This is a genomic window from Amycolatopsis sp. cmx-4-54 (assembly GCF_046548895.1).
Classification (GTDB): domain Bacteria; phylum Actinomycetota; class Actinomycetes; order Mycobacteriales; family Pseudonocardiaceae; genus Amycolatopsis.
Genome location: NZ_JAEBEJ010000002.1, coordinates 467242 through 493254, shown reverse-complemented (window position 1 = coordinate 493254; position 26013 = coordinate 467242). Strand labels below are relative to the sequence as shown.

The 26013-nt window shown below is 69.3% G+C and carries 20 protein-coding genes; 8 read left to right on the top strand and 12 right to left on the bottom strand.

The window, feature by feature from the left end; all coding sequences use genetic code 11:
* Positions 1–61 precede the first annotated feature (61 nt).
* Together ACLJQ7_RS07520 and trmB are read left to right on the top strand one after the other, a co-directional pair.
* The gene (locus ACLJQ7_RS07520; RefSeq protein ID WP_410647399.1) at positions 62–604 is read left to right on the top strand and encodes a hypothetical protein; all 543 of its coding nucleotides are present in this window, start codon (positions 62–64) and stop codon (positions 602–604) included.
* A gap of 43 nt (positions 605–647) precedes the next feature.
* Entirely contained in the window at positions 648–1331 is a 684-nt protein-coding gene (trmB, locus tag ACLJQ7_RS07515; protein WP_410647864.1) for a tRNA (guanosine(46)-N7)-methyltransferase TrmB, read from the top strand.
* 239 nt (positions 1332–1570) lie between these two features.
* On the opposite strand, the gene ACLJQ7_RS07510 is transcribed toward trmB, so the two are convergent.
* Entirely contained in the window at positions 1571–3820 is a 2250-nt protein-coding gene (locus ACLJQ7_RS07510; protein ID WP_410647398.1) for an FtsX-like permease family protein, read from the bottom strand.
* Entirely contained in the window at positions 3820–4515 is a 696-nt protein-coding gene (locus tag ACLJQ7_RS07505; RefSeq protein ID WP_410647397.1) for an ABC transporter ATP-binding protein, read from the bottom strand. The genes ACLJQ7_RS07510 and ACLJQ7_RS07505 overlap by 1 nt, the downstream gene beginning before the upstream one ends.
* 180 nt (positions 4516–4695) lie before the next feature.
* Here ACLJQ7_RS07505 and ACLJQ7_RS07500 point away from each other — a divergent pair, with 180 nt between their 5' ends.
* From ACLJQ7_RS07500 to ACLJQ7_RS07490, 3 genes are read left to right on the top strand one after another with little or no spacing between them, the layout of a single operon-like run.
* Complete coding sequence (locus ACLJQ7_RS07500; protein ID WP_410647396.1) at positions 4696–6471, top strand: sensor histidine kinase; 1776 nt, start codon at positions 4696–4698, stop codon at positions 6469–6471.
* Positions 6468–7118: a response regulator gene (locus ACLJQ7_RS07495; protein ID WP_410647395.1), complete on the top strand. Its 651-nt coding sequence runs from the start codon at positions 6468–6470 to the stop codon at positions 7116–7118. The genes ACLJQ7_RS07500 and ACLJQ7_RS07495 overlap by 4 nt, the downstream gene beginning before the upstream one ends.
* A gap of 15 nt (positions 7119–7133) precedes the next feature.
* Positions 7134–8441: an amidohydrolase family protein gene (locus ACLJQ7_RS07490; RefSeq protein WP_410647394.1), complete on the top strand. Its 1308-nt coding sequence runs from the start codon at positions 7134–7136 to the stop codon at positions 8439–8441.
* Between the two features lie 217 nt (positions 8442–8658).
* Here the strand turns inward: ACLJQ7_RS07490 and ACLJQ7_RS07485 are convergent, their stop codons facing one another.
* The 8 genes from ACLJQ7_RS07485 to ACLJQ7_RS07450 all read right to left on the bottom strand — a co-directional run bounded on the left by ACLJQ7_RS07485 (position 8659) and on the right by ACLJQ7_RS07450 (position 19788).
* Positions 8659–9345, bottom strand: a complete 687-nt coding sequence (locus tag ACLJQ7_RS07485; RefSeq protein WP_410647393.1) for an SDR family oxidoreductase — start codon at positions 9343–9345, stop codon at positions 8659–8661.
* A 147-nt stretch (positions 9346–9492) separates the two neighbouring features.
* On the bottom strand, positions 9493–11220 hold the full coding sequence (locus ACLJQ7_RS07480; protein ID WP_410647392.1) for a hypothetical protein: 1728 nt from the start codon (positions 11218–11220) through the stop codon (positions 9493–9495).
* Positions 11221–11273: 53 nt separating this feature from the next.
* Positions 11274–11891, bottom strand: a complete 618-nt coding sequence (locus ACLJQ7_RS07475; protein WP_410647391.1) for a class I SAM-dependent DNA methyltransferase — start codon at positions 11889–11891, stop codon at positions 11274–11276.
* 69 nt (positions 11892–11960) lie between these two features.
* Positions 11961–13580 (bottom strand): SdrD B-like domain-containing protein, encoded by a 1620-nt coding sequence (locus tag ACLJQ7_RS07470; RefSeq protein ID WP_410647390.1) that lies wholly within the window; start codon positions 13578–13580, stop codon positions 11961–11963.
* A gap of 110 nt (positions 13581–13690) precedes the next feature.
* Complete coding sequence (locus tag ACLJQ7_RS07465) at positions 13691–15802, bottom strand: PhoX family protein (RefSeq protein ID WP_410647389.1); 2112 nt, start codon at positions 15800–15802, stop codon at positions 13691–13693.
* A 179-nt stretch (positions 15803–15981) separates the two neighbouring features.
* Entirely contained in the window at positions 15982–18024 is a 2043-nt protein-coding gene (locus ACLJQ7_RS07460; RefSeq protein WP_410647388.1) for a PhoX family protein, read from the bottom strand.
* A gap of 98 nt (positions 18025–18122) precedes the next feature.
* Positions 18123–19340 (bottom strand): MFS transporter, encoded by a 1218-nt coding sequence (locus ACLJQ7_RS07455; RefSeq protein ID WP_410647387.1) that lies wholly within the window; start codon positions 19338–19340, stop codon positions 18123–18125.
* A complete protein-coding gene (locus ACLJQ7_RS07450; protein ID WP_410647386.1) occupies positions 19330–19788 on the bottom strand; it encodes a MarR family winged helix-turn-helix transcriptional regulator in 459 nt (152 codons plus the stop codon). Before ACLJQ7_RS07450 ends, ACLJQ7_RS07455 begins: the two co-directional genes overlap by 11 nt.
* A gap of 120 nt (positions 19789–19908) precedes the next feature.
* Here ACLJQ7_RS07450 and ACLJQ7_RS07445 point away from each other — a divergent pair, with 120 nt between their 5' ends.
* Complete coding sequence (locus ACLJQ7_RS07445; RefSeq protein ID WP_410647385.1) at positions 19909–20544, top strand: HAD family hydrolase; 636 nt, start codon at positions 19909–19911, stop codon at positions 20542–20544.
* 153 nt (positions 20545–20697) lie between these two features.
* On the opposite strand, the gene ACLJQ7_RS07440 is transcribed toward ACLJQ7_RS07445, so the two are convergent.
* Together ACLJQ7_RS07440 and ACLJQ7_RS07435 are read right to left on the bottom strand one after the other, a co-directional pair.
* Positions 20698–21780 (bottom strand): inositol-3-phosphate synthase, encoded by a 1083-nt coding sequence (locus ACLJQ7_RS07440; RefSeq protein ID WP_034314293.1) that lies wholly within the window; start codon positions 21778–21780, stop codon positions 20698–20700.
* Positions 21781–21842: 62 nt separating this feature from the next.
* Positions 21843–22388, bottom strand: a complete 546-nt coding sequence (locus tag ACLJQ7_RS07435) for a PadR family transcriptional regulator (protein ID WP_005168208.1) — start codon at positions 22386–22388, stop codon at positions 21843–21845.
* Between the two features lie 247 nt (positions 22389–22635).
* Here ACLJQ7_RS07435 and ACLJQ7_RS07430 point away from each other — a divergent pair, with 247 nt between their 5' ends.
* Together ACLJQ7_RS07430 and ACLJQ7_RS07425 are read left to right on the top strand one after the other, a co-directional pair.
* Positions 22636–23049 (top strand): DUF5318 domain-containing protein, encoded by a 414-nt coding sequence (locus tag ACLJQ7_RS07430; protein ID WP_410647384.1) that lies wholly within the window; start codon positions 22636–22638, stop codon positions 23047–23049.
* 499 nt (positions 23050–23548) lie between these two features.
* Positions 23549–25915 (top strand): transglycosylase domain-containing protein, encoded by a 2367-nt coding sequence (locus ACLJQ7_RS07425; protein ID WP_410647863.1) that lies wholly within the window; start codon positions 23549–23551, stop codon positions 25913–25915.
* Positions 25916–26013 lie beyond the last annotated feature (98 nt).

Below are 26013 nucleotides of genomic sequence, written 5' to 3'. Positions count from 1 at the left end.
TTTCGGCTCTCGGCCCCGGAGGTGATCCTTGACGGTGGATTCCGGTCAGGGAGTAGAACGCATGATCCCGCAAGCCCGCACGGAAAGTATGCAGCCCCGCCTCGAGCCCATGCTCGATCTCGAATGGTCACAGGCGATCGAACTACCCCGCACGGTCGCGTCCGCGACCCGGCCGTCGGATATCCGCCGCGCCTGGGTGCATCGCGCTCCCGAAGATCTCGTCGTGGCGTTGTACCGCGCGTCCAGTGGAATGCACGGCGAAATTCCCGCCCCATGGTGGCTTCGCGCCGTCGTGGAAGGCAGGCTCGAATCGCGGGAACTCGGTTTCCGCATCGAAGATCGGATCGCCGGTCTGCTCGGCAGGCGTCCCGGCTGGGAATTCGTCCCGTGGGCCGCGGACGGAGAATCCGGTTACTGGGAGTTCATGCCCTCCGAACGCGGAGCGGCCGGGCATTCGATCCCGACCACGGTGCTGAACACCAGCCGCCACGACGGCTGGATCGACGTCCTGCCCGCCCATTCCAGTACGACGCCGTCGCCGATTCCGGTCGCCGGATTCGCCGGGCTGCGCTCGCGGCTGGGGGAGTTCGAAGCCGGCCGTTAGCCCCGCGTTTAATGGGCTGGTGGAAAACGAGGACCAGCCACGGATGCGCAGCGTGGTCAGCTATGTCAAACGCGGCGGCCGGATGACCGTCGGGCAGCAGCGAGCCTGGAACGAACTCTGGCCGTCGCTCGGCCGCACCGTCGGCGAACTGCCCGAAGGACCGGTGGACTTCGACGACTGGTTCGGCAGGCGGGCGCCGGTCATGGTGGAGATCGGTTCGGGCATGGGCGAGACCACGTCCCAGCTCGCCGCCGCCGCGCCGGAACTCAACTACGTCGCGGTCGAGGTCTACGACCCGGGGCTCGGCCAGCTGATGCTGCGCGCCGAGAAGCTCGGCGTGAAGAACCTGCGGCTGATGCACGGGGACGCCGTCGTGCTGCTGACCTCGCACGTGGAGCCGGGCGCGCTGGCCGGGGTCCGGCTGTTCTTTCCGGACCCGTGGCCGAAGAAGCGGCACCACAAGCGGCGGATCGTACAGCCGGAGTTCGTCTCGCTGGTCGCCTCGCGGCTCGCGCCGGGCGGCACCTTCCACCTGGCGACCGACTGGGAGAACTACGCCGAGCAGATGATGGAGGTCTGTTCGGCCGAGCCGCTCCTGCGCAACCGGCACGCCGACGAGCCCGGCGGCTGGGCGCCGCGGCCGGAGTGGCGGCCGATCACGAAGTTCGAGAACCGTGCCGACGTCGAAGGCCGGGTCTCGCACGACCTGATCTTCGAACGGATCTGAACAACTGCCCAGCCTCCCGCTCAGAGACACAGAAAGGGCCGGTCAGGACGTCCCCACGTCCTGACCGGCCCTTCTGCACACCCCGCGCCTCGGAACGCCCCCTGCGCGTTCCCGGTGCCCGTTCGTCCCTCCCCCGACAGAGAGACGACCAGGCACCCGGCCCGTGGGTGGATCACCACCGACTCCACCCACGAGACCTGCCCGCCCAGGCGCCATGACGCCATTCGGGCGAATCTTTCTCACTCGTCGGCCAGCGGCTCCGATTGCACCCGCTTGAGCGCCGGGGTCGAGACGGATGCCCCGAGCAACGCCACCCCGATTCCCAGCACCACGGGCGCCAGCAGCCACGGGCTCAGCACGACCGCTTCCTTCTCGACCATGCTGTAGAGCCCCATGCCGACCCCGATCCCGACCACCCCCGCGCCGATGGTGGCCACCATCGCGGGCAGGGCCGCTTCCATCCGCAGCGCCCTCGCCAGCACCCGGACCGGTGTCCCGGCCGCGATGAGCGCCCCGAACGTGCGGCGGCGGTCCATCACCGAGCCCGCGGTCGCCACGGCCGCGCTGCACCCGGCGAGCACGCCGGCGGCGATGAGGCCGATCACGGTGACCCGGCGCAGGTCGCCGAGCTCCTGCTGCTGACCGATCAGGCGCAGGCCGCGGCTGCTGACCTCCTGGCCCGCCGCCGCCCCGACCAGCGCGGTCCGCACGACCTCGCCGTTCGCCGGTGTCGTCGACGCGACCACGTCGAAGTTCTCCGGTGTGACGCCCGCCGGAACCAACGCCGGGTCGATGACGATCGTGCTGGACGTGTCCTCGTCACCTTGCGGGAAGACGTGCACCGGAGTCTTCGGATCCAGCGGCGGGCCGGTCTTGTCGTACTCCGACAGCACGCTGTACTCGGCCGGGTTGATCCCGTTCCCGCTGTAGATCGCCGGACCGGGCCGGCAGGAGCCCCCGATGTTCACCCGCAGCAGTTTCGTGGCGTCCTCGCAGGTCATCACGAAGGCCCGGCTCATACGCTGGGAGCGGGTGCCCGGCTCACCGGTGGACAGATAGACCTGTCCGACCGAGACGGCCTTCTCGGTGATGCCGTAGCGGGCGAGGGACGCGTTGGCCTGATCGGCGATCTGCCGCGCCTGGGTCGCGTCGGATTGGGCGTAGAGGACGTTGTCCTTGAAGGTCCGGCCGCCGCCCGCCATCGATTCGAACGAAGGCAGCAGGGTGAGCGCCATCGAGCCGGTGAAGACGGCCAGCACGACACCCGCGGTGGCGCGGTAGGCGCTCTTCGGGTCGTCGCGGAGCCTGCGCCCGGCCAGCAGCGATGCCGGTTTGCGCCAGATTCGGACGAACGTTCCGCCGACCGCCGAGGTGACCCACGGTCCGATGATCGCCGCCGACCCGACCAGCAGGAACAGTCCGAGCATCACCATCGGCAAGCTGGCGTTGTCCTGGCTGATCGCGAACAGGAAGAAGGCACCGGCCACGGGGACCGCGAGCAACCGCCACCAGTGCAGCGGCTTGCGAGCGTGTGCCGAAGCCGCGAACAGCGGTGTCTTCAGCACTCGGCGGATACCGAGGACGCCGGCGAAGACGACCAGCAGCGGGATCACCACGGCGACCGCGATGGTCGAGCCGACCGACAGGCTGAAGTCCGACGCGAGCCAGGTTCCGCCGCCCCACGGGACGAACGTCGAGAGACCTTGGAGCGCCGGTGCCACGAGGATGCCGAGCAGCGCGCCGACCACGGCGGACAACGCCGTCTCGGCGGCGACGATCTTCGTCACCTGGCCGGGAGTCGCCCCGGCCAGCCGGAGCGCCGCCATCCGCAGCTCCCGCCGGGCGGCGGTGAGCCTCGCCGACGACGCGACGAGCACCAGGCTCGGCACGAGCAGGACGATCACCCCGACCCAGGCGAGCAGTTCGAGCATCGGATCGGGCTGCGCTTCCTTGTTCGGGAAGCCGTCCGCGGCCATCGCCGTCTGCGGCATGGACTCGGGAGTGTGGCCGACGACGGCGACCAGCTGCTCCGGATACATCAGCGCTTCGGGTCCGAGCGCGTCGACGAGTTTGCCGAACCGGTCCCCGAGCTGCGGCTGCGGCGTCGACTGGATCAGTTTCCCGAGGGCGGGGGAGACGATCGACTCGCCGGGTGCGGGCAGCCGCGGGATGCCCGGAGGCAGGCTGAGCATCGGCGAAGTGCCGGTTTGGGCGATGTCGACGCGGATGATCTCGCGGTCGCCCGAGTAGTCCTTGTTCGCCGCCATCAGCAGCGGCCCCGTGGGCTGGGGCTCCCCGGACTGGGAGTAGTAGCTGACGGTGTCCTGCCAGATCGCCCGCTGGGAGCGGGCCTGCGTGGCGCCGGGGAGGGAGGCCAGCAGAAGCACCAGACTGGTCGCGACGGCGACCCCGACCGCGGTGAGGATGGCCGACGTGCGGGTCCGGCGGTCGACCCGGAGCACCCGCATGGCCAGCTGGAAGCTGTTCATCAGGCGGCCAGCCTCGTCGCGATCAAGCCGTCCCGGATGGAGACGGTGCGCGGCATGGCTTCCGCGAGCTCGCGGTCGTGGGTCACCACGATCACCGCGGCACCGCTGTCGGCGGCCGCGGCGAGCAGCGCGTCCATGGTGGCGCGGCCGGTGCGGGTGTCGAGCGCGCCGGTCGGCTCGTCGGCGAAGATCACCTTCGGCCGGTGCGTCAGCGCCCGTGCGATCGCGACGCGCTGCGCCTCACCGCCGGAAAGCTCACCGGGGCGGCGCTTCTCCTTGCCCTCGAGGCCGAGCTTCGCCAGCCACTCGCGGCCGGCCTCGATGGATTCCTTGCGGCCCTTGCCACCCAGGAGCGACGGCAGCGCGACGTTCTCCTCGGCGCTCAGTTCCGCGACGAGCATCCCGGACTGGAACACGAAGCCGAACTCGGTGCGCCGCAGTTCGCTGCGCTTGCGCTCGTTGAGCTGGTCGACCCGCTGCCCGGCAAGGAAGATCTGCCCGGAGTCGGCGCGGAGGATGCCGGCGAGCACGTGCAGCAGGGAGGTCTTGCCCGAACCGGATGGCCCGACGATGGCGACCGCGTCACCCGCCTGGATGTCGATGTCGATCCCGGCCAGCGCGTACTGCGTGCCGTACCGCTTCACCAGCCCGCGGCCCGAAAGCACCGGCTGCCCTGTCCACTGTGGATCCACCACCGTGATTCTCCCTAGTCAGTCACTCGTGTTCTGCTTCGGGAAAGAGCTTCGCGGTGAACGGCCTTCGTCCACTTCGGGCAGACGGCCAGTGCTGATCACCCGCGCATCGGCCGATCGGCCGACCCGGCTCGGGCCGGTCGGCCAAGGTGCGGACGGCGGCCGATCCTCTACCGTCACGGTGTGACAGCAGGTCCGGCCCAGAACAAGCTCCCCGCGCGGGTGAATGCGCTCGCGCGACGTATCGGCATGCCCGCCGTCGTCCTGCTGGCCGCGCTCGCGTTCGACCTGGTCTTCGTGACCGACGCCGCCTTCGACGACACGGGCCGCCGAGGCATCGACCTCCTGTTGTTCCCCGGCATCTTCGCGCTGGTGTTCTGCGCGCTCTGGGCGCAGAAGCGAGCCGCCGTCGCCGCCGTCGCCGCCTCGGTCGTGCTGGTGGCGTACACACTGGTCGTCCGGCATTTCAACATCCCGACCTACTCGAGCGTGCTCGCCCACCTGTCCATCGCCGAGGTGGTGGCGGGGGTCGAGATCCTGTTCTACGCCGCGCGCCGGACGCGGCCGGGTGTCGCGTTCGCCGTGATCACCGGCCTGGTGCTGGCCACGCTGACCGCGGTGTCCGGCCGGTACTACTACGGCAGCGAGCCGAACGGCACCATGGCGCAGGCGATGCTGTTCGGCGGACTCCTGCTGGGCGTCACGCTGCTCTTCGCGATCCCCGGCCGCGACCGGGTGGCGCATCCGAAGAACCACGAGAAGCTGCAGAAGCTCAACAAGCTGGTGATGGGCCAATGGCCGCTCATCGGCATGCTGGGTGTCGCGCTGATCCTGGAATTCAGCTTCGCCTACGAGAGCGGGGCGCACGGCTTCCCGATCCTGGTCTGCTCGATCGTCGCGGCGATCATCGCGGTCGCCGCGCCGCGCCGGCCCGCCGACGCGATGGTCGCGCTCACCGCGGTCATGCTGCTGTCGGCGCTGGTGACGCCGTTCCTCCGGCTTCGCTACGACTACCCGACCCCCGGCGGTGTGCCGGGCACGCAGGTCGTGGCGGGGATGGGCATGGTCGTCACGCTGGTCCGCGCGGTCGGGCTGAGCAAGGCCGCGTCCCGGATCACCGCGCTGTCGGCGGTGGTCGCCGTGGCCTCCGTCCTCAACGCCACCCGGCCTTCCCCCAGGCTGATGACCGACCCGGACGACGCTGCCGGCCTCGCCGTCATCGCGCTGCTGCTGCTCGGCATCTCGGTGGCGGTCGGCCTGGCGTTGCGGTCCCGGGATTCGGAACGCACGCAGGTCATCCAGTCGGCGATCACCGACGCGCAGACGTCGGAGCGGATGGCGCTCGCGCGGGAACTGCACGACGTGGTCGCCCACCACGTGACCGGGATCGTCGTGCAGGCGCAGGCGGCGAAAATGATGGGCGAGAAGAATCCGCAGGTCGCGGTCGAGGCGATGGGCCGGATCGAGGACGCCGGGGTGGAGGCGCTCGCGGCGATGCGGCGGCTCGTGCGGAGTATGCGCGGCGACGCCCCCGCCGGGAGCAGCGAGTTCAGCGAACAGGCCACCACCGATCTCGCCGCCGACCTGCGGACGCTGATCGAACGCTCGAACCACGGCGTGAAGACGTCGATGAAGCTCGAACTGCCGCCGAACGTGCCGCACGAGGTCGGGCGGTCGGCGTTGCGGCTGGTGCAGGAGTCGCTGACGAACGTCGGCAAGCACGCGTCCGGCGCGAAGGAGGCGCTGGTCGTCGCCGAGGTGAAGGAGAACGAACTGCACCTCCAGGTGACCGACGACGGACGCGAACCCCAGGGCCGTCCGGCCGGCGGTTCGGGCGGCTACGGTCTGATCGGCATGCGCGAACGGGTCGCCCTGCTGCACGGCCGGCTCTCCGCCGGACGGGCACCGGGCGGCGGATGGCGCGTCGAAGCGTGGCTACCACTTGAAGGAGAAGAGTGATCCGGGTACTGATCGCCGACGACCAGGACATGGTGCGGATCGGCTTCCGGATGATCCTGGACGCGCAGGACGACATCGAGGTGGTCGCCGACGTGCCGGACGGCGTCTCGGCGGTCGCGAAGGCGCGCGAGCTGCGGCCGGACGTCTGCCTGCTGGACATCCGCATGCCGGGGATCGACGGGCTCGAGGTCACCAAGCAGCTGGCGGGCCCGGACGTCGTCGATCCGCTGAAGGTCGTGGTGGTCACGACGTTCGACCTCGACGAGTACGTGCACACCGCGCTGCGGAACGGCGCGAGCGGGTTCCTGCTGAAGGACGCCGGGCCCGCGCTGCTGATCGAAGCCGTGCGCGCGGCCGCGCGCGGGGACGCGCTGGTCTCGCCGCAGATCACCGTCCGGCTGCTGAAGCATTTCGACGGCGGGACGGTGAAGCGCGACGTCACCCCGCCTTCGGAGCCGCTGACGGCGCGGGAGCTGGACGTGGTGAGGGCGGCCGCGAAGGGGCTGACGAACACCGAGATCGGGGCCGAGCTGTTCCTGTCGCTGTCCACGGTGAAGACGCATCTGGCGTCGGTGCAGGGCAAGGTCGGTGCGCGGAACCGGGTGGAGATCGCGGCCTGGGCGTGGCGCAGCGGCGTCGTGGACTGACCGTAAGCTCCATTCATGCAACGCCGTTTCCACGCTCCTGTCGTTCTCCCCGCCGACCCCGCTTGCTCGTTGCTGCGTGACGCCGTGGTCGATGTGGACGAGACGGGCCGCGTCACCCATGTCGGCCCCCTGTCCGGGGCCCCCGAAACGTCCGCTCCCGTGACCCGGCTGAGCGGCATCCTCCTGCCCGGCCTGGTCAACGCGCACGCGCACAGCCCGATGACGCTGCTGCGCGGCATAGGTGGCGACCTGCCGCTGCTGCCGTGGCTGACCGAGATCATCTGGCCCGCGGAAGCGAAGCTGGAGCCCGCCGACATCCGCACCGGGATGACGCTGGGCTCGATCGAGATGCTGCGGCACGGTGTCACGACCAGTGCGGAGATGTACTTCGAAGGCGAGCAGCTCGCCGACGCGGTGCTCGCCACCGGTGGCAGGCTGGTGCTGGCCCCGCCGATCATGGAACTGCCGGGGATGGACTGGCGCGCGATGCTGAAGAGCATCGAACGTTGGATCGACACCGACGGTCTCCGGTTCGGGCCCGGCGAACGGATCGAGGTCGGCTACGGGCCGCACTCGGCGTACATGCTGAACGAGGACGCGCTGCGGGCGACCGCGGAATCGGCGGCCGAGCGGGGCGCGCTGGTGCAGATCCACGTGGCGGAGGCGGCGCTCGAAGACGTCAAGCAGCGTGAAGCGCACGGCTCGGTGCCGGCGCTGCTGGAGAAGGTCGGGATGCTGCGGGGCCGGACGCTGGCCGCGCACGCGATCCACCTGTCCGACGAGGACATCGCGCTGTTCGCCGCGCGCGGCGTCGGGATGGCGCACTGTCCCGGATCGAACGCGAAACTCGCCTCGGGCATCGCCCGGGTGACGGAACTTCGGAAGGCCGGTGTCGCCGTCGGGCTCGGCACCGACGGCCCGGCGTCGAACGACGACATCGACCTGTGGGAGGAAGTGCAGCTCTCGGCGATGTTCGCGCGGCTCGCGACCGGCGACTCGACCGCGCTGACCGCGGCCGACGCGTTCCTGCTCGGCACCCGCGGCGGCGCGGACGCGCTGGGCCGGACCGACATCGGCGCGCTGGAAACCGGCCGGTGGGCGGATATGGTGCACGTCGATCTCGACGACCCTGCCTTCGCGACCGGCCTCGACGTGCCGGACACGCAACTGCTCGCGAACCTGGTGTGGGCCGCGGGCTCACGCCGCGTCCGCGACGTGTGGGTGGCGGGCGAGCAGGTCGTCGGCGACGGCGAATCCCTGCGGGTGGACCGCGCGAAAGTACAGACCGAAGTCGCCCAAACCGCCGCACGCCTACGCTCTTAACTCACCTACGCAGCCCCCCACCCGTCCCGGGGGCGGCCCCGAGGCCAGTCTATCGGGGGTGGGGGCGGGGGCCGGTGAAAAAGAGCTGGTCAGGGGCTGGTTGTCCACAACGGGGCGGGGCTGTGGACAACTGGTCCGCGCGGGACCGATGTGGCATTGGGGACGCTGAGCGTCTCGAACGCGACATCGGGAACACGCGAGCGGGCGGACGCCGCGGTCAGACCAGGCCGCGCGGCCGGAGGATCACCTCGGTCGGATGCGCGTCTCCGCTGGCGGAGACCGCGCCGAGGACGGCGGCCGCGACGGATTCGGGGCGCAGGAAGCGTTCCGGTTCGTACGCGCGTCCCTCGTCGGCGACGATCGCCTGCTGCATTTCGGTGTCCGTGCGGCCCGGGTAGATCGACGTCACCCGGAGCGCGGACTCCTCCTCGCGCAGCGAGTCGGCGAAGGCACGGACGGCGAACTTGCTCGCGGCGTACGGGCCCCAGCCCGGCCGCGCGCTCTGCCCGGCGCCCGAGTTGATCACGACGACGTGCCCCTTCGAAGCACGCAGCGCGGGCAGCAGCAGCCTGGTCAGCGTGACGACGCCGAGGACGTTGACCTCGAAGTTCGCCCGCCAGTCGGCGTCGGTCGCGGTCTCGACCGTGCCGAGCCGCGCCACGCCCGCCGAGTGCACCAGCACGTCCAGCTCGCCGAGTTCGGCGGTCGCCGTCTCCAGTGCCTCCGTGTCGGTCAGGTCGATCGGCCATGGCTTCGCCTCGGGCAAGGTGCCCGCCAGTTCACCGAGCGCGCCGGCGTCGCGGCCGCCGAGCAGCAACCGGTGGGTCGGGGCGAGCGCGCGGGCGGCCGCGGCACCGATGCCGCGGGTGGCCCCGGTGACGAGAGCGAGGGGAAGATCAGCCATACCGTCACGCTAGTGGTTCGGTTCTGGGCCGCCGGCGCGTGTCCAGACGGCCGACACCCGTGATCAGACGGCCGACACCCGTGATTGGGTGGCCGACACCCGTGATCAGACGGCGAACTCACGTGATTGGGGGCGTAACTCGCGTGATCAGGGGGCGCACACGACGGGAGGGGTCGCCACCCTCGGGAACCGGAGGGCACCGCGGGTGAAGGAACCGGTGAGGTTGTCCGCGAAGCGGGCGGCCGTCAGGGGATCCCGCACCGACGCGTCGATCGCGACGAGATCCGGGCAGTCGAGCGCAGCTCGGGCGGCGGCGACGTCCGCGGAGCGGGCCGGGCCGCCTTCGGCGATCGGGAGCCGCGCCGAATTCGCCAGCTCCCACACCGGGGGCAGCCATTTCTGGTGGCCGGGGCGGCCGCCGGGGAGCGACGTCGAATGCGCGGCGAACGGGTTGGCGAGGCCGTAGCCGTCGCGCAGCCGCATGTCGAGCGGGATCAGCAGGCCGAGCGCGCCCATGCTGTCCGCCGCGACGGTCACGTACGGCCGGTCCGACGGGTACGCGTACCAGCGCCTGGTCGTGTAGTCCTGGATCAGCACCGCCGGACCTTCCACGTCACGGACGGCCGCCAGCGTCGACGGCATTAGCGGGTGGCCGCCGTAGTCCTCCGCCAGGATCGGATGTTCGTGCCCGGTCGACCGCGACCAGAACGATCGCTCGTCCGTGACACCCACCGCGCGCGGAGAAGCCGAGTACGCCGGACGGAGCGACGCGGCGGACACGAACGCCCAGATCCCGACGGCGACCAGGATCGACACGGTCACCCTCGTCACCGGCAGGGCCAGCACCGGCAGGAGCAGGCAGAACAGCGCCGGGAGCAGCATGCGCCCGTGCATGAAGTCCCCGCCGACCCGGATCACGTACAACGCGAGCAGCACCGATCCGGCCACCGGAACCGCGCTGAGCACCACGAAGGTTCTGTCCACAGTGGACGATATCGTGATGACCGCGGCAGCGAGCAGCAGCAGCGGGAGCCACAGCCAGTACGGCTGGACGAGGTCGGCCAGGTACGCCCAGCCGCGGGCCCAGTTCGCCTCCGACGCCTCCTTGACCAGTGCGGTGTTGGGCGTCAGCAGACCGTAGTAGCCCATCCGGAACACCTGATACGCCAGCGGGAGCGCGACCGCCAAGGCCATCAGGCCCATCACCCGGCGACGTCCCGGCCGCGCGAGGACGAGCAACGCCACCAAGGCGACGCCGCTAAAGAGCGCGAGGTCGGGCCGCACCAACGGCCCCAGCCCGGCGACCAGCGCGACCGGCCAGGTGCGCAGTTCGTCCATTGTGGACGTACGGCGGACGAGCAGCCACCAGGTACCACCCAGCCACAAGGTGATCAGCCCGGTCTCGAGCCCGGACGTCGCGAAGTCACGGAACGGCGGCAGCGCGCAGACCACCAGCGCCCCGGCGGGCGCGAGCCCGTGGAACGCCAGTGGCTGGTAAAGCCGCCGAGCGCCGTCCAGGCCGAAGAACAACCCGGCGACCGAGAAGACCAGCCCGGTGATCACGGACACCCATTCCAGCGGTGCCCCGGGGATCAACCCGAACACACTCAGGATTACTGTCCACAAAGGACTGGTGTTGGTCTCGACCCGCTCACCCACGTTGAACACCGGCCCGTTGCCCGCGAGGATCTGCCGGACCGTCCGCAGCACGATCAGCCCGTCGTCGCTCATCCAGCGGCGCCGCCAGGCCAGGTGGGCGTAGACCATCAGCACCAGGCCGAACCCGAACCAAGTCCAGGCCGACGGCCTCAGGTACCAGGCGCGCGAAGGCCAGGCGGGCGTGTGCTCACCCGTGGTCGTGTTCGTCTGCGTCATGGCCCCGCCCGGCTCGGTTGCGTGCGCAGCAGATCAGGCCCGCGGCCCACGAGTCAAACCGCACGGCCGGACAGGCAGGACTGTGGCCATTTCCTCCCTTCCATGGCCAACCGCGCGGTGACCTCGAAGCCCGCCTGGACCAGCAGATCGGCGACCCGGCCGGGATTCAGCAGGTAGGCGTCGTAAGTGACCGGGTGGCCGTACGCCGTCTCCGGGCTCAGGCGCTCGTCGCCGACGTGGAACCCGAGCAGCAGGCGCCCGCCCGGCGCAAGCGTGCGGCGGAACTCCGCGAACACCGCCGGGAGCTCCTCCGGCGGCAGGTGGAAGATCGACCACCAGGCGACGAGACCGCCCAGCTCGCCGTCCGGGAAATCCAGCCCGGCCATCGAGCCGACCGAAAACCCCTGGTCAGGGTACTGGCGACGAGCTATCTCGACCATTTTCGGCGACAGGTCGACACCGGTGACGTCGAGGCCGAGCGACGCCAGGTGCGCGGTGACGTGGCCGGGACCGCAGCCGACGTCGGCGACCGGGCCGCGCACCTGCTCGGCGAACGCGGCGAGCATCGCGCGGCTGATCGGCTCCTGGTCGAAGAGCGGTCCGATCCGGGCCGCGTAATCCTCGGCGACGGTGTCGTAGGACTCGCGGGTGGCGTCGAGGTGGGAAGTCACGGTGGGCGACGTTAGCGGCACCCACCGACAATTTGTGGTCAAGGCGCGACTCGCGTGATCGGGAGGCGATCACGGGGCGAGCAGGCCGGCGTCCCTGGTCAGGTCTTCCGGGGAGCCGGGCGAGACCACCGGCGTGCAGCCGGTCGCGGGGTCGGCCACCGAGTCGGTGCCGTCGTGGTGCGCCGCGCCGGACCTGGTCAGCTGACGCGAGCCGACGTCGAAGCACACCTGGTACGAGCCCGGCGCCACCCGTTCGAAGGCGTACCGCCCGTCCGGCCCGGTCACGGTCGCGGCCGTCTCCTTGCCGGAAGCGTCCTTCAACGTCACCTTCACGTCCGGGACGCCGAGTTCGTCGCGGCTCTGGAGACCGTCCCTGTCCTTGTCCAGCCACACGAAGTCGCCCACCCTGCTCGTCGGCGCGGTCAACCCCGCCGCGAGCGTCAGGTCCTGCCGTTTGCGAGGGCCGACGGTGGTGGTCGCGGTGCAGCCGGTCGCCGGGTCGGCGTCCGAATCCTTCGCGTCGTCGCCCGCGTCCTTCGCCGTGTACGTGAAGGGAAGCCCGCCGATGTCGAAACAGACCTGGTAGATGCCGTCTTTCAGCTTGCCGAAGCGGTACTTGCCGTCGGCGCCGGTGGTGAGCGTCCCGAGCGCCGTGCCCGACGCGTCCTTCAACGTCACCTTCACGCCCTGAACGCCCGGCTCCCCGGAGTCCTGGAGGCCGTTCCGGTCGACGTCGTTCCAGACGAATTCGCCGATCTCGTCGATCGCGGGCGGCGGGGTGACCTTGATGGTCGTGGTCGCGGTCTTCTTCGGCAGTTTTCCGCTGGCGACGGTCACGGTGCTGACGTGGCCGTTGTCCGCTTCGGTGACGTTCTTGTGGACGCAGGTGACGGTCGCGGCCTTGCCGGCTTCGAGGGTCGCGATCGGGGCCGGGTTGACGTCGCAGTACGGGTCTTCGACCTTGATGGCGGTCAGCGTCGTGGTGCCGTCGTTGGTGACCGTGAACCGGTAGTTCGCGGTGGTGCCCGCCTCGATGGTGGCCGTGGACCCCCAGGCGCCGCTCGCCGGATCCCGCACCTCCGCCTTCGCCGAGAACGAGTCGACCCGCAGGTGGACGCAGTCCCACATGACCCAGTTGCGGTCGGTGGCGGCGAAGAACCTCACCGAAGCGGCCGACGGCGGGGCGATCGACGGCGGGAAATCCTGCCGGGCCAGTGCGCCGTCGGCCTCGACGGCGTGCACGACCTTGAGCTTGTTCTCGAGGACGACCTTGCCGGACCCGTTGTAGAACCGCAGCCCCGTCTCCTGGACGGCGTCCGCGCGCCGGAGGTTGCCCTCGTTCGTGCCGGTCCAGTCGGTCAGGGTGTAGACGGCGCCGGGTACGAACTTCATCGCCGCGTAGGCGGTGCTGACCATCTTGTCCGGGGTCGAGATCAGGGCGTATTTGCCACCGTCGGACTGATAACCGTCGGCCGTCGAAAGCCGGGGCCGCTTGCTCCGCGGCGTTCCGGGAGGCACCGGCGCGGCCGGGTTGAACGTGTAGCCGGTGGGCGGGCTGCCCTGCTCGACGCTCGGGTTCGGCACGGCACCGCCGGTGCAGCCGGACGGGACGGTCGCCGCCTGCGCGTACGAAGGGACGAAGCCGGAGACGAGCGCGCCCGCCACCATCACCACCATTGCCCGTTTCACAGGGCTGAAGCTAATGAGCGCGGCGGGGTTCCGTCATCACCGAACGGTGTCGTCCGGCGCCCCGATCAGGCAGAACAGTCTCGCCGAGAGTGATCGGGGCGCCGGAGCCACTACTTGACGCCGATGCGGCCGACCTGGCCCCAGCGGCCCTTCTTCCACACCGACACGATCGACGGCCGCGGCTGCGAAGTGCCGCCGTCCGGCCAGTGCGACGTCGGGTTCGCGGAGCTGTCCGCGTCCTCACCCGGGTGCTGCACGGCGACGAGCACCAGGTGGTCGGTCACCACCGGGCCGCAGCATTCCGCGCCGACCGGGACCGACAGGAACTGCTTGACGTGCCCGCGTTCCGGGCCGTCGACCGGCACCGAGAACAGGCCGTCGTGGGCGCCGAGGGCGTTGCCGTCGGTGGAGATCCACAGGTTGCCGTGCCGGTCGAACGCGACGTTGTCCGGGCAGGAGATCGGGCTGACCTGCTCCTTCGGGAAGCCGCCGAAGTAGGTGTCCGCCGTCTTCGGGTCACCGCAGACCAGCAGGAGCCGCCAGGAGAACTTCGTCGACGCGGCGTCGCCTCGGTCCTCTTCCCATTCGAGGATGTGCCCGTTGCGGTTGTTCGGCCGCGGGTTCGCCTCGTCGACGTTCGCCTTGCCGGCGGGGCCGCGCTGGCTGTTGTTGGTCAGCGCCGCGTAGATCCGGCCGTTGACCGGGTTCGGCTCGATGTCCTCGGGCCGGTCCATCTTGGTCGGCTGGACCTTGTCGGCCGCGTCGCGGGTGAAGACGTAGACCTCTTCGGCGGTGAAACCGTCCACAAAGGACTTGTTCCCCGCGGCCAGCGGGATCCACTCACCGACGCCGTCGAATTCGCCGTCCGCCGGGAGCTTCCCGGTGCCGTCGATCTCGGCGGCCGGGCTGTCGCCGGTGAAGCGGCCGACGTACAGCGTGCCGTCGTCGAGCAGCGCCGAGTTGTGGCGACGCGCGTGCGCGCTCTTGCCCGGCTTGTACTTGCCCTTGGAGACGAACTTGTAGATGTACTCGAAGCGCTCGTCGTCACCCGAGTAGACGGCGACGCGGCCGTCCTTGGTGATCTTGATGTTCGCGGCCTCGTGCTTGAACCGGCCGAGCGCGGTGTGCTTGATCGGCGTCGAGTTCGGGTCGTTCGGGTCGATTTCGACGACCCAGCCGAAGCGGTTGGCCTCGTTGGGCTCCTGCGCGAGGTCCCAGCGCTTGTCGAACCGCTCCCACTTGCGGGTGCTTTCGGTGCCGGAGAAGCCGTACCGCTTCAGGCGTGCCGCCGCCACCGGGTCGGTGACCTTGGCCGCGTTGGCGAAGTACTGGTTGACGTTCTCCTCACCGGAAAGCACGGTGCCCCAAGGGGTCACGCCGCCGGCGCAGTTGTTCTGCGTGCCGAAGACCTTGCGACCGGTCGGGTCCGCGGAGGTCTTGAGGTACTTCGAGCCGGCGGCCGGGCCGCGCACCTCGAAGGCGGTGTTCAGCGTGATACGGCGGTTGAACGGGCTCGGCGTCACGCGCAGGGCGCCACCGATCGGGTCACGGAAGGCCTGGACGACCGAAAGGCCGTGCGCGGCCCACGCGATCTTGACCTGCTCCTCGGTCGGGTTCTTCGGGTCGTACTGGTCGGCCGGGAACATGTGGACCTCGGTGGTGTACTCGTGGTTCACCACCAGCAGGTTGCGGATGCCCAGCGGATCCTGCGGGATCAGGCCGACGAAGTCGCAGTTGTAGCCGAACTGCTTCGCCTGCGCGGCCGCGGTCTGCTTGCGGAAGTCGAACTTCGGCGCGCCCCACTCGACGGCGTCGCCCCAGCGGATGACGACGCGCTGCTCGTAACCCTCGGGGATGGTGATCGCGTCGAGCGTGTTCGGCGGCACCGCTTCGAAGTCGGTGCCGGGCACCGGACGTCCGGGGCGGCCCGGCTTGCCGTGGCCCGCGGCGGCGGCGCTGGATACCTCAGCCGGGGTTTCGGCGGCGGCCGTGCCGGACAGCGCGGCGAAACCGCCGGCGGCCGCGGCCATCACGGCGCCGGCCTTCAGCGCGCCACGGCGGGACAGCATGTTCTTGACGACGTCGCCGAAGTATTCGTTGTCCGACGTGTTCGGCTCGGGGTGGGCGCACGCGTTGCCGCAGCGGTACTCGCAGGTGACCGCGGAGCGGCCACCGGGGTGGGAGGTGATCAACGGCAGCAGCCGCTGAGGCTCGAAGGACACAGGGCCTCCATGGTCGCGGTGGGTACACGTAGTCCAGTCGGGGGAACGCCGTGACGTTAAGCGACCAAAACGATCCAGCTCTGGCCAGAAGGTGAACAGCGCGCGAACGAGCGATGGCGCGCTGCCGAGCCGGACAGCGCGCCATCGACCAAAAGTACTGCTAGATCGTTGCTTTTCGACTAAGAACCGATGTCCGCCAGGCCATGCCTGCCGGGTTTCCACACCGCCACCACCGACGGGCGTGGCTGGGTTTCCCCGCCGTCCGGCCAATGGGAGGCCGGTTTCTCGGCGTTCGCGCCGTCCACTTCACCCGGATGCTGGACACAGACCGTGACGATCTTCCGCTCGACGATCGGGCCGCAGGTCTCCGCGCCGCGCGGCACGGTGAGGAACAGCTTGAGCTCCCCGCGGTTGCGGCCTTCCAGCGGTACCGAGTAGAGGCCGTCGTTGATGCCGAGGGCACCCGCCGAGTCGGTGGAGATCCACAGGTTGCCGTGATCGTCGAAGGCCACGTTGTCCGGGCTGGAGATCGGGGAAACCTGGTCCTTGGGGAAACCGGCGAAGTAGGTGTCCGGCGACGCCGGATCACCGCAGACGAGGAACAGCCGCCAGCTGAAGGTCAGCGCGAGCGCGTCCCCGCGACGTTCCTCGAACTCCAGCACCTGACCGTGCTTGTTGTTCAGCCGCGGGTTGGGCTCGGTGGCGCCTTCCTTGCCGGGGTTGCCGCGCTCGACGTTGTTGCTGAGCGCGCAGTAGATCCGGCCGGTACGCGGGTGTGCCTGGATGTCCTCAGGGCGGTCCATCTTGGTGGCGCCCACCTTGTCGGCCGCCTCGCGGGTGAAGACGTACACCTCTTCGGCGGTCATTCCGTCCACAAAGGACTTGGTGCCCGACGCCAGCGGGATCCACTCGCCGCTGCCGTCGAATTCGCCGTCGCTGGGCAGTTTCCCGGTTCCGTCGATCTCGGCGGGCGGGCTGTCACCGGTGAACCGGCCGACGTAGAGCGTGCCGTCGTCGAGCAGGGTCATGTTGTGCCGCCGGGCATGCGCGCTATCGCCGGGCTTCATGCGGCCCTTCGAGATGAACTTGTAGATGTACTCGAAACGCTCGTCGTCACCGGAGTAGGCGACCACGCGGCCGTCCCTGGCGACGCGGATGTTCGCCGTCTCGTGCTTGAACCGGCCCAGATGCGTGTGCTTGACCGGGGTGCTGTCCGGATCGTTCGGGTCCAGCTCGATCACCCAGCCGAAGCGGTGGGCCTCGTTCGGTTCCCTGGCGATGTCCCAGCGCGCGTCGAACCGCTCCCACTTGCGGGTGGTCGCGGTGCCCCTGATGCCGTACCGCGCGTAACGCTTGCGCTGCACCGGATCGGCCACCGTGTCCGCGTTGCCGAAGTACTGGTTGATGTTCTCCTCGCCGGACAGGATCGTGCCCCACGGCGTGACGCCGCCCGCGCAGTTGTTCATCGTCCCCAGCACCACCGAGCCGGTGGGATCGGCGGCGGTCTTGAGCAGATCGCTGCCCGCGGCGGGGCCCGTCACCTTGAACGGCGTGTGCAGCGTGATCCGCCGGTTGTAGCGGGACATCTTCGGCCGCAGGTGCCCGGTGTCGCGGCCGCGCGTCACCTGGACGACGGTCAGCCCGTGGGCCGCCCAGGCGATCTTGACCTGTTCCTCGGTCGGGTTGTCCCGGTCGTAACCGCGGAACATGAACTCTTCCGAGGTGTACTCGTGGTTCGTGACCAGGAGCGAGGAGTGGCCCCAGCGGTCCAGCGGCAGCAGCGCGGCGAAGTCGCAGTTGTAGCCGAACTGCTTCGCCTGCGCCTCGGCGGTCTGATGGTCGAAGTCGAACTCCGGCGCGCCGGGCAGCACCGCGTCACCCCAGCGGATCACGATGCCCTGCTCGTAGCCCTCGGGCACCACGACGGCGTCGAGCGTGTTCGGCCGGACCCGCTGGTAGTTCGTGCCGGGTGGCGGTTTCGGACGGCCCTCGGGAGTGGCGGAGGCAGGCGCGGCCAGTGCGAGCGGCGTACCGGCGGCCAGCGCGACGACGGCGGTCGCCTTCAACGCGCCGCGGCGGCTCACCGCGCCGAGCACGTCGGCGAAGGTGGGGTTGTCCGAGGTGTTCGGCGCGTCGTGGAAGCACGCGTCGCCACAGCGGTAGGTACAGGTCACTGACGCCCGGCTTGGTGAGTGACCGGTCAGCAACGGAAGGAATTTCACGCGGACCTCCGCATCTGCAGTTCGGGAGGTCGACGCTAAGGCACCGGACCGACGAGAGGAAACCCCTCGTTGGTCCGGTGTTCACCCTCTGTTCGGATTTACATCTCTTCGCCCACGAGGGCCGCCTCGGCCGGAATCGTGTGCGGGTCGGCGGTCTTCTCGCGGACCGTCAGCAGGGCACCGGCCAGCACGCACAGGATCGCGGCGATCACGAACGGCGCCTGCTTGGCGCCGAACCACTCGGCCAAGTGACCGACGACGGTCGCGGCGACCGCGCCGCCGAGCCAGCGGCAGAAGTTGTACCCGGCGCTCGCGACCGGACGCGGAGCGCCGCTGATCGACATCGCCGTACCGGTGAAGAGCGTGTTGAGCAGGCCCGACACCAGACCGGACAGGACGATGCCGACGACCAGCACCGGCTTGCTCGGGATCGCCATGACCAGCAGCAGGACCGCGTAGCCGAAGACGGCGACCACGGTCGCGTGCCGCTCACCGAGCTTCGCGGCGAGCTTCGGCGCCAGCACCACACCCGCGACGGCGACCGAAAGGCCCCAGCCGCAGAAGATCAGGCCGACGGCGACGGCGCTCCACTCCAGCACGAACGGCGACCACGCCAGCACCACGAAGAACGCGGCGGTGTAGAGCGCGGACCCGATCGACGTGCGCAGCAGCCCACCGTGCTTGAGCGCGCGGAACGGGTCGAGCAGCCGGATCTTGGGCCGCTGCTCCTTCGCGTCGGCGGTCAGGAAGATCGAACACAGCACGAGGCCGCACAGCATGAGCAGCGAAGTGCCGAGGAACGGGCCGCGCCACGAGATGCTGCCGAGCAGGGCGCCCAGCAGCGGGCCGACCGCGAGACCGACGCCGAGCGCGGCCTCGTACAGCAGGATCGCGCCCGCCTGGCCGCCGGTCGCGGCGCCGACGATGACCGAAAGCGCGGTCGCGATGAAGAAGGCGTTGCCGAGTCCCCAAACCGCGCGCAGCCCGATGAGCTGCTCGATCGACCCGGACGCGGCGCACAGCGCGGTGGCGACGACGACCAGCGTCAGCCCGACGACCACGGTCCGCTTGGCCCCGAACCGGGCACTCATCGCGCCGGTCACCAGCATGGCGACCGCCTGGACGCCGAGGTAGCTGGAGAACAGCAGGGTCACTTCGGACGGCGTCGCCTGCAAGCCTTCGGCGATGGACAGCAGGATCGGGTCGACGAGCCCGATGCCCATGAACGCGATGACCGCGGCGAACGCGGTGATCCATACCTGTTTGGGCTGTCCCTTGATAGCGTCCAACAGGCTCGAGTGGTGCTCAGCGCTCATCGCGGATCAGTTCCTCCTTCGTGTTTTCGTGCAGCAACCTGGTAAGAGCGGGGAGCGCGGCTTCGATCGCGGCGCGGTCGGTCTCGGCGAGTTCGAAGAGCCGCTCGCGGAGGAACTCCTCCCGCGCGACGATCAACTGGCGATGGAAGCGCTGCCCGACCTCGGTGACCTCGACGAGCACCGCCCGGCCGTCGGCGGGATCGCGGCGGCGGCTGACCAGGCCCAGCCGTTCGAGACGGCGGACGACGTCGGTCATCGTCGGCATCCGGACCCGTTCCAGGTCGGCGAGCGTGCTCATCCGGCGCGGACCGCCGTTGAGCAGCTCCGACAGCACCGAACCCTGTGTGAGGGTGAGCCGCACCTGCGGAGTCTCCCGGCGGACGAGGTAGTACAGCCGGAACACCAGCGGGCGCAGCCGGTGGGCGAGGTCGGCGACTTTCGTGGTCACTTAGCCATGCTAACTAAAATTACTGAGCATGGCTAAGTAATCTGCCGCACAGGTTTCCCGGGAGCACCTGGGCGCGGAGACCGCGAACGAACTCGCCGGACAGCGCCTAGGGTTGAGGGTGTGGAAGCGGTGATCTTCGATCTCGACGGTGTCCTGGTGGATTCGGAAACGATGTGGGACGAGGTCCGCCGGGCGGTCGTCCACGAGTTCCACGGCACCTGGCGGGAGGAATCGACCAGGGCGATGCAGGGGATGAGCACCCCGGAATGGGCGGCCTACCTGGCGCACGACCTCGGCGTCCAGCTGAGGCCCGCGGACGTCGCGCAGGTGGTGATCGACCGGATGGCGCGGCGATACGCGGAGAAACCGCCGATCATCCCGGGCGCGCCGGGGGTCGTGCGCGAGGTCGCGAAGCACTGGCCGGTGGCGATCGCGAGCTCGTCGCCGCCGTTGCTGATCAAAGCGTTCCTCGATATCACGCGGCTACCGGTGCCGACGGCGGTTTCGTCGGAGCAGGTCGGCGCCGGGAAACCGGCACCCGACGTGTATCTGAAGGCGGCCGAGCTGCTGGGCGCGGAGCCGAAGAACTGCGCGGCCGTGGAGGACACGACCAACGGGTTGCGCGCGGCGCTGGCCGCGGGGATGACGGTGTACGCGGTGCCGAACCCGCATTTCCCGCCGGATCCGGCGGTGCTGGCGGAGACGACGGTGGTCGGGAAGATCACGGACCTGCCGTCGGCGCTTCAGGCGGGCTGAAGCCGGGCCGGGGGAGCGTTGCGAAAGTGGCTTTCGCAACGCTCCCGTCGGGACCGGACCAGAAGCCTCACGCGGATGCCCCGAATGCAATGAAAGGTCCTTTCCTTGCAAATTTTGCAAGGAAAGGACCTTTCATAGCGCGTTACGGGAGGGTCACGCCTCGCCGGCGATGAACTTCTCGACCTCGTCGCGCGCGGTGGCGTCGTCGTACTGCTCCGGCGGCGACTTCATGAAGTACGAGGAAGCCGACAGGATCGGGCCGCCGATGCCGCGGTCCTTCGCGATCTTCGCGGCGCGCACGGCGTCGATGATGATGCCCGCCGAGTTCGGCGAGTCCCACACCTCGAGCTTGTACTCCAGGTTCAGCGGCACGTCGCCGAAGGCACGGCCCTCGAGCCGGACGTAGGCCCACTTGCGGTCGTCGAGCCACTGCACGTAGTCGGACGGCCCGATGTGGACGTTGCCCTTGCCGAGCTCGCGGTCGACCTGCGAAGTGACCGACTGGGTCTTCGAGATCTTCTTCGACTCGAGCCGCTCCAGCTCCTTCATGTTCAGGAAGTCCATGTTCCCGCCCACGTTGAGCTGCATCGTCCGGTCGAGCTGGACGCCGCGGTCTTCGAACAGCTTCGCCAGCACGCGGTGCGTGATGGTGGCGCCGACCTGGGACTTGATGTCGTCACCGACGATCGGGACGCCGGCCGCGCGGAACTTCTCCGCCCACTCGGGGTCGGAGGCGATGAACACCGGCAGCGCGTTGACGAACGCCACACCGGCGTCGATGCAGGCCTGCGCGTAGAACTTGTCGGCCTCTTCGGAGCCCACCGGCAGGTAGGAGACGAGCACGTCGACCTCGGCCTCGCGCAGGGCGGCGACGACGTCGACCGGGGTCTCGTCGGACTCCTCGATGGTCTCGCGGTAGAAGCGGCCGAGCCCGTCGTAGGTGTGCCCGCGCTGGACGGTGACACCCAGCGGCGGCACGTCGGCGATCTTGATCGTGTTGTTCTCCGAGGCGAAGATCGCCTCGGACAGGTCACGGCTGACCTTCTTGGCGTCCACGTCGAACGCGGCGACGAACTCGATGTCGCGGACGTGGTACTCGCCGAACACGACGTGCATCAAACCGGGCACGCGAGTGCCGGCATCTGCGTCACGGTAGTACTGAACGCCCTGGACCAGCGAGGCCGCACAGTTGCCGACGCCCACGATGGCCACCCGAACGCGGCGGTTCTCGCCCATGCCGGTTTCTCCTTCATTAGTCCAACAGTTGCAGGTAATGCGCAGCGCGCTCGGAGAGCGCCTCAGGTCTCCGGCCCGCGCTGCTCGGCCTGTTCGTGCGCGATCAGCTCGTTGAGCCAGCGCACCTCCCGCTCACTGGACTCCAGCCCGAGCCGGTGCAGCTCACGGGTGTAGCGGTCGATCTTCTCCTCGGCCCGCGCCATCGCCGTCCGAAGTCCTTCACGGCGTTCCTCGACCCGACGACGGCGGCCTTCCAGGATTCGCATCCTGACGTCGGCCGGTGTCCTCGAAAAGAACGCCAGGTGGACGCCGAAGCCTTCGTCGTCCCACGTCTGCGGCCCGGCGTCGCCGAGCAGTTCAGCGAACCGTTCCTTGCCTTCGGCGGTGAGCTTGTACACCCGCTTGCCCCGGCGTGCCCACGCCCGGTCTTCCACCTCTTCGAGCTCCTCGACGAGGTAACCGGCGCGAAGCAGCCGACGCAGGGTCGGGTACAGCGAGCCGTACGAGAACGTCCGAAACATCCCGAGCGTCTCGTGCAAACGTTTGCGCAGCACGTAACCGTGCATGGGGGTCTCGTGCAGCAGCCCCAAGATCGCGAGCTCGAGCACACCGCACCCCCTTCCGGGAACAAACCGCGGCCGGTCGCGTTGGCCACCGTGACCGGCTCGGTCAACCTACCGGCCCACTATATCGCGCCGATACATCGAAGTGGTGTAGCTAACCCCGATCGAGTGCCCGGAATCCCGGCGAAATTCATCGGAGAGTTATCGAATCGTCGGCGTGTCCGACCGAATACGGACCGTCCCGCCGCCAACGGGGCGTGGACCACACAGCAAGAGCCCGTACTCTGTTGGCGTGCGAAACCAGCGGCAGGTCGTGGACTACGCCTTACAGCGGCGCGCGCTGCTCAAGGGCGTCCACTCCGGACGGGTCGGCACATACGACGTCTGCGACGCGGGCCCGTACCTCCTCCGGGCCGCGAAATTCCACGGCCGACCAGGCGATCAGGACTGCCCGGTCTGCCATCGGGAGGAACTGACCCTGGTGTCGTGGGTGTACGGCGACGAGCTCAAGCACGCCGCCGGATCGGCCAAGACGCCCGACGAACTGGCACGGATGGACGGGCTCTTCGCGGAGTTCACCGTCTACGAGGTCGAGGTCTGCGGGAGCTGTCACTGGAACCACCTGGTGCGGTCCTACGTCCTCGGAACAGGAGATCCGGGAACCACCCGGCCACGGACCCGGTCGCAGAGGACAGCGGGTCGGTGACAGGTATCGAAAACGCAGTTGACCACAGAGCGGCGTCCCCCGAAGCGCCGGTCTGGGAGGCCCATTCGTGAACGACGACCGCAATCGCTCCTGGCCTGGCCAGGAGCCTGATGCACCTCGCCGTGCCCAATGGCCGGGTGAATCCGACGATCCCGGCTGGCCGAGCGACGAACCGCCGCGCCGCCCCCAGCGCCGGACTCCCCCGAACGGCGTCCCCCGCTCGGCGAACCCGCGTCCTCCCCAGCCCCGCGCCGCCAACCCGCAGTGGCCGGGCGGCGACGTTGGCGGCCCCGAGTGGCCCTCCGACAACGAACCCCGCCGTCCCGTCGCCCCGCGCCGCCCCAACGGCATGCCCCCGCGCAGGCAGGGGCCCCCGCCACCCGGTGGCCGCGCCGCCGGTGACCAGAGTGCCCGCAACGGTGCCGCCGGCCACCGCCCGCCGCCGCCGCCTCCGCCCGGCGACCGACGCCCTCCCGCCCCTGCCGATCAGGCGACCGCGATGGTCCGGCCGGTCGAGCCGGAACCGTACGAGCGCGAGCCGGAACTCATCACGCACCACGCGCACAACGGCACCGAAGACCCGTACGGCCACGACCCGTATGACGATCGTCACGAAAGCGCCGCCTTCGGCGCCGAGGGCGAAGACGCGTACGACGAGCCCGCCGAAGACGACGAGGACGACAAGAAGAAGTTCCTCACGCCGAAGCAGCGCAAGAAGCGCCGGTGGCGGATCGTCCGCCGGGTGCTCTACGCCATGTTCGGCCTGTTCGTCGTGGTACCCGCGATCGCGTTCGTCATCACCTACTTCCTGGTGGACGTCCCGTCGCAGGAAAGCGTCGCGAGCCTGCAGAGCCAGCCGATCTCGCTGATGTACGCCGACGGCAGCCCGATGGGCAAGATCGCGCCCGCCAGCGGCGGAAGCCGGTACCTGCTGCAGCCCGGGGAGGTCCCGGAAGTGGTCAAGAAGGCCGTGTACGCGGCCGAAGACTCGTCGTTCGAGACCAACTCCGGTTTCGACGTCGGCGGCATCCTGCGCGCGGTCTACAACAACGTCACCGGCGGCCAGGGCGGCGGTTCGACGATCTCCCAGCAGTACATCAAGAAGGCCACGGCCAACGAGGCGCCGACGCTCACCCGTAAATGGACCGAGCTGGCCAAATCCTTCAAGATGAACAACCAGATGTCCAAAGAGGAGATCATCACCGCCTACCTCAACACCATCTACTTCGGCCGCGGCGCGAACGGTATCGAAGCGGCCGCGCAGGCCTACTTCAAAAAGCCTGCCAAGGAGCTCGGCGCGTCCGAGGCGGCCCTGCTCGCCGGGTTGATCCAGGGACCGAGCCGGTCCGAGAACGACGCGTACGCGCAGCGACGCTGGAACTTCGTGATGGACCAGATGGTGGCGAACAAGTGGCTCGACCCGGGTCAGCGCGCCACCTCGGAGTTCCCGAAGCCGATCCCCAAGGCGCAGGCGAAGGCCGACGACGCCGGAACGCTGAGCCTGCACATCCGCAACCGGGTGATCGACGAACTCGAAGCCCGCGGCTACGACCAGGACCGGCTGCACCAGGGCGGTTTCAAGATCACCACGACGATCGACCCCAAGGCCCAGAAGATGGCCGAGGAGTCCGTCGCCGAGGGGATGAAGGGCCAGACGGACGAGAACATCCTGAACGCGCTGGTCGCGGTCGACCCCAAGACGGGCGGCGTGGTCGCCTACTGGGGCGGTCCGGACTGGACGAAGAACGACAAGGGCCAGGACGTCCAGGCCATCGACTGGGCGAACGTGCCGCACAACCCCGGTTCGGCGTTCAAGGCCTTCGACCTGACCGCGTTCCTCAAGATGGGCAAGGGACTCGGCGAGACCTTCGACGGCTCCAACAACCGGAAGTTCGACGGCCGCACGATCCGGAACGCGGGCGAAAGCTCCAACTGCGGCACGCAGTGCACGGTCGCCGAGGCGATGAAGGTCTCCGCGAACACCGTGTTCTACGACATGGTCCGCAACGAGACGAAGGTCGACCCGGTGGCGAAGGCCGCGAAGGAAGCCGGCGTGATGGTGGAGGCCGACGGCGGCAAGGCGAAGCTGAGCCCCGACATCAACATCGCGCTCGGCGGTGGCGGCACGGTCACCACCGCGGAGGACATGGCGGCCGGTTTCGCCACGTTCGCCGGTGAAGGCGTCCGGCAGAAGCAGCACTTCGTCGCGAAGCTGACCAACTCCCAGGACGAGGTCGAGTTCGACGAGACGACGCCCAAGGGCGCCCCCGCCTTCAACGACGACGCCGACAAGAGCAAGCAGATCGCGGGCAACGTCACCGACGCGCTCGAAGAGGTCATCCCGTACTCGAAGCTCAAGTGCCCGAAGGGTCACGAGTGCGCGGGCAAGACCGGGACGCAGCAGTACGACTTCAAGGACAGCGACCCGGCGAGTTACCGCGACCGCAACGCGCAGACCTGGATGGTGGGCTACACGCCGAGCATCTCGACGTCGGTGTGGGTCGGCGGCGACGGCAACAAGCCGCTGCACGACAAGAACAACAAGCCGATCTACGGCCGGACGATCGCCGGTCCGATCTGGGAAGACTTCATGTCCCGGTACATGACCGGCAAGCCGTCGGAGAAATTCGACAACGTCAAGCCGATCGGCAAGGACGCGCGGTACGTGCCGACGACGACGGCGCAGAAACCGCCGACGACGACCACGCCGCCCGAGACGCCGACGACCACCCCGACACCGACGACGCCCACCACGCCGACGGAGACGACGCCCACCGGGCCGACGAAGCCGACCAAACCCACCAGGCCGACAAGGCCGGGGCCGGGGACCACGGATCCATTGTTCCCGAACGCCGAAGATCCGTGACGATCGGGCTGAACAGATGCCGAGAGGTGTGCCGGGCGAACGCCCGGCACACCTTTTTCTTCGCACCGGTGAACCTGAACCGATCCGATACGTCTTTA

Bases quoted from the DNA above. Each gene is read 5' to 3' on its own strand.
- ACLJQ7_RS07520 (WP_410647399.1), top strand. From the start codon at position 62: ATGATCCCGCAAGCCCGCACGGAAAGTATGCAGCCCCGCCTCGAGCCC.
- trmB (WP_410647864.1), top strand. From the start codon at position 648: ATGCGCAGCGTGGTCAGCTATGTCAAACGCGGCGGCCGGATGACCGTC.
- ACLJQ7_RS07510 (WP_410647398.1), bottom strand. From the start codon at position 3,820: ATGAACAGCTTCCAGCTGGCCATGCGGGTGCTCCGGGTCGACCGCCGG.
- ACLJQ7_RS07490 (WP_410647394.1), top strand. From the start codon at position 7,134: ATGCAACGCCGTTTCCACGCTCCTGTCGTTCTCCCCGCCGACCCCGCT.
- ACLJQ7_RS07485 (WP_410647393.1), bottom strand. From the start codon at position 9,345: ATGGCTGATCTTCCCCTCGCTCTCGTCACCGGGGCCACCCGCGGCATC.
- ACLJQ7_RS07480 (WP_410647392.1), bottom strand. From the start codon at position 11,220: ATGACGCAGACGAACACGACCACGGGTGAGCACACGCCCGCCTGGCCT.
- ACLJQ7_RS07455 (WP_410647387.1), bottom strand. From the start codon at position 19,340: ATGAGCGCTGAGCACCACTCGAGCCTGTTGGACGCTATCAAGGGACAG.
- ACLJQ7_RS07440 (WP_034314293.1), bottom strand. From the start codon at position 21,780: ATGGGCGAGAACCGCCGCGTTCGGGTGGCCATCGTGGGCGTCGGCAAC.
- ACLJQ7_RS07425 (WP_410647863.1), top strand. From the start codon at position 23,549: ATGGTCCGGCCGGTCGAGCCGGAACCGTACGAGCGCGAGCCGGAACTC.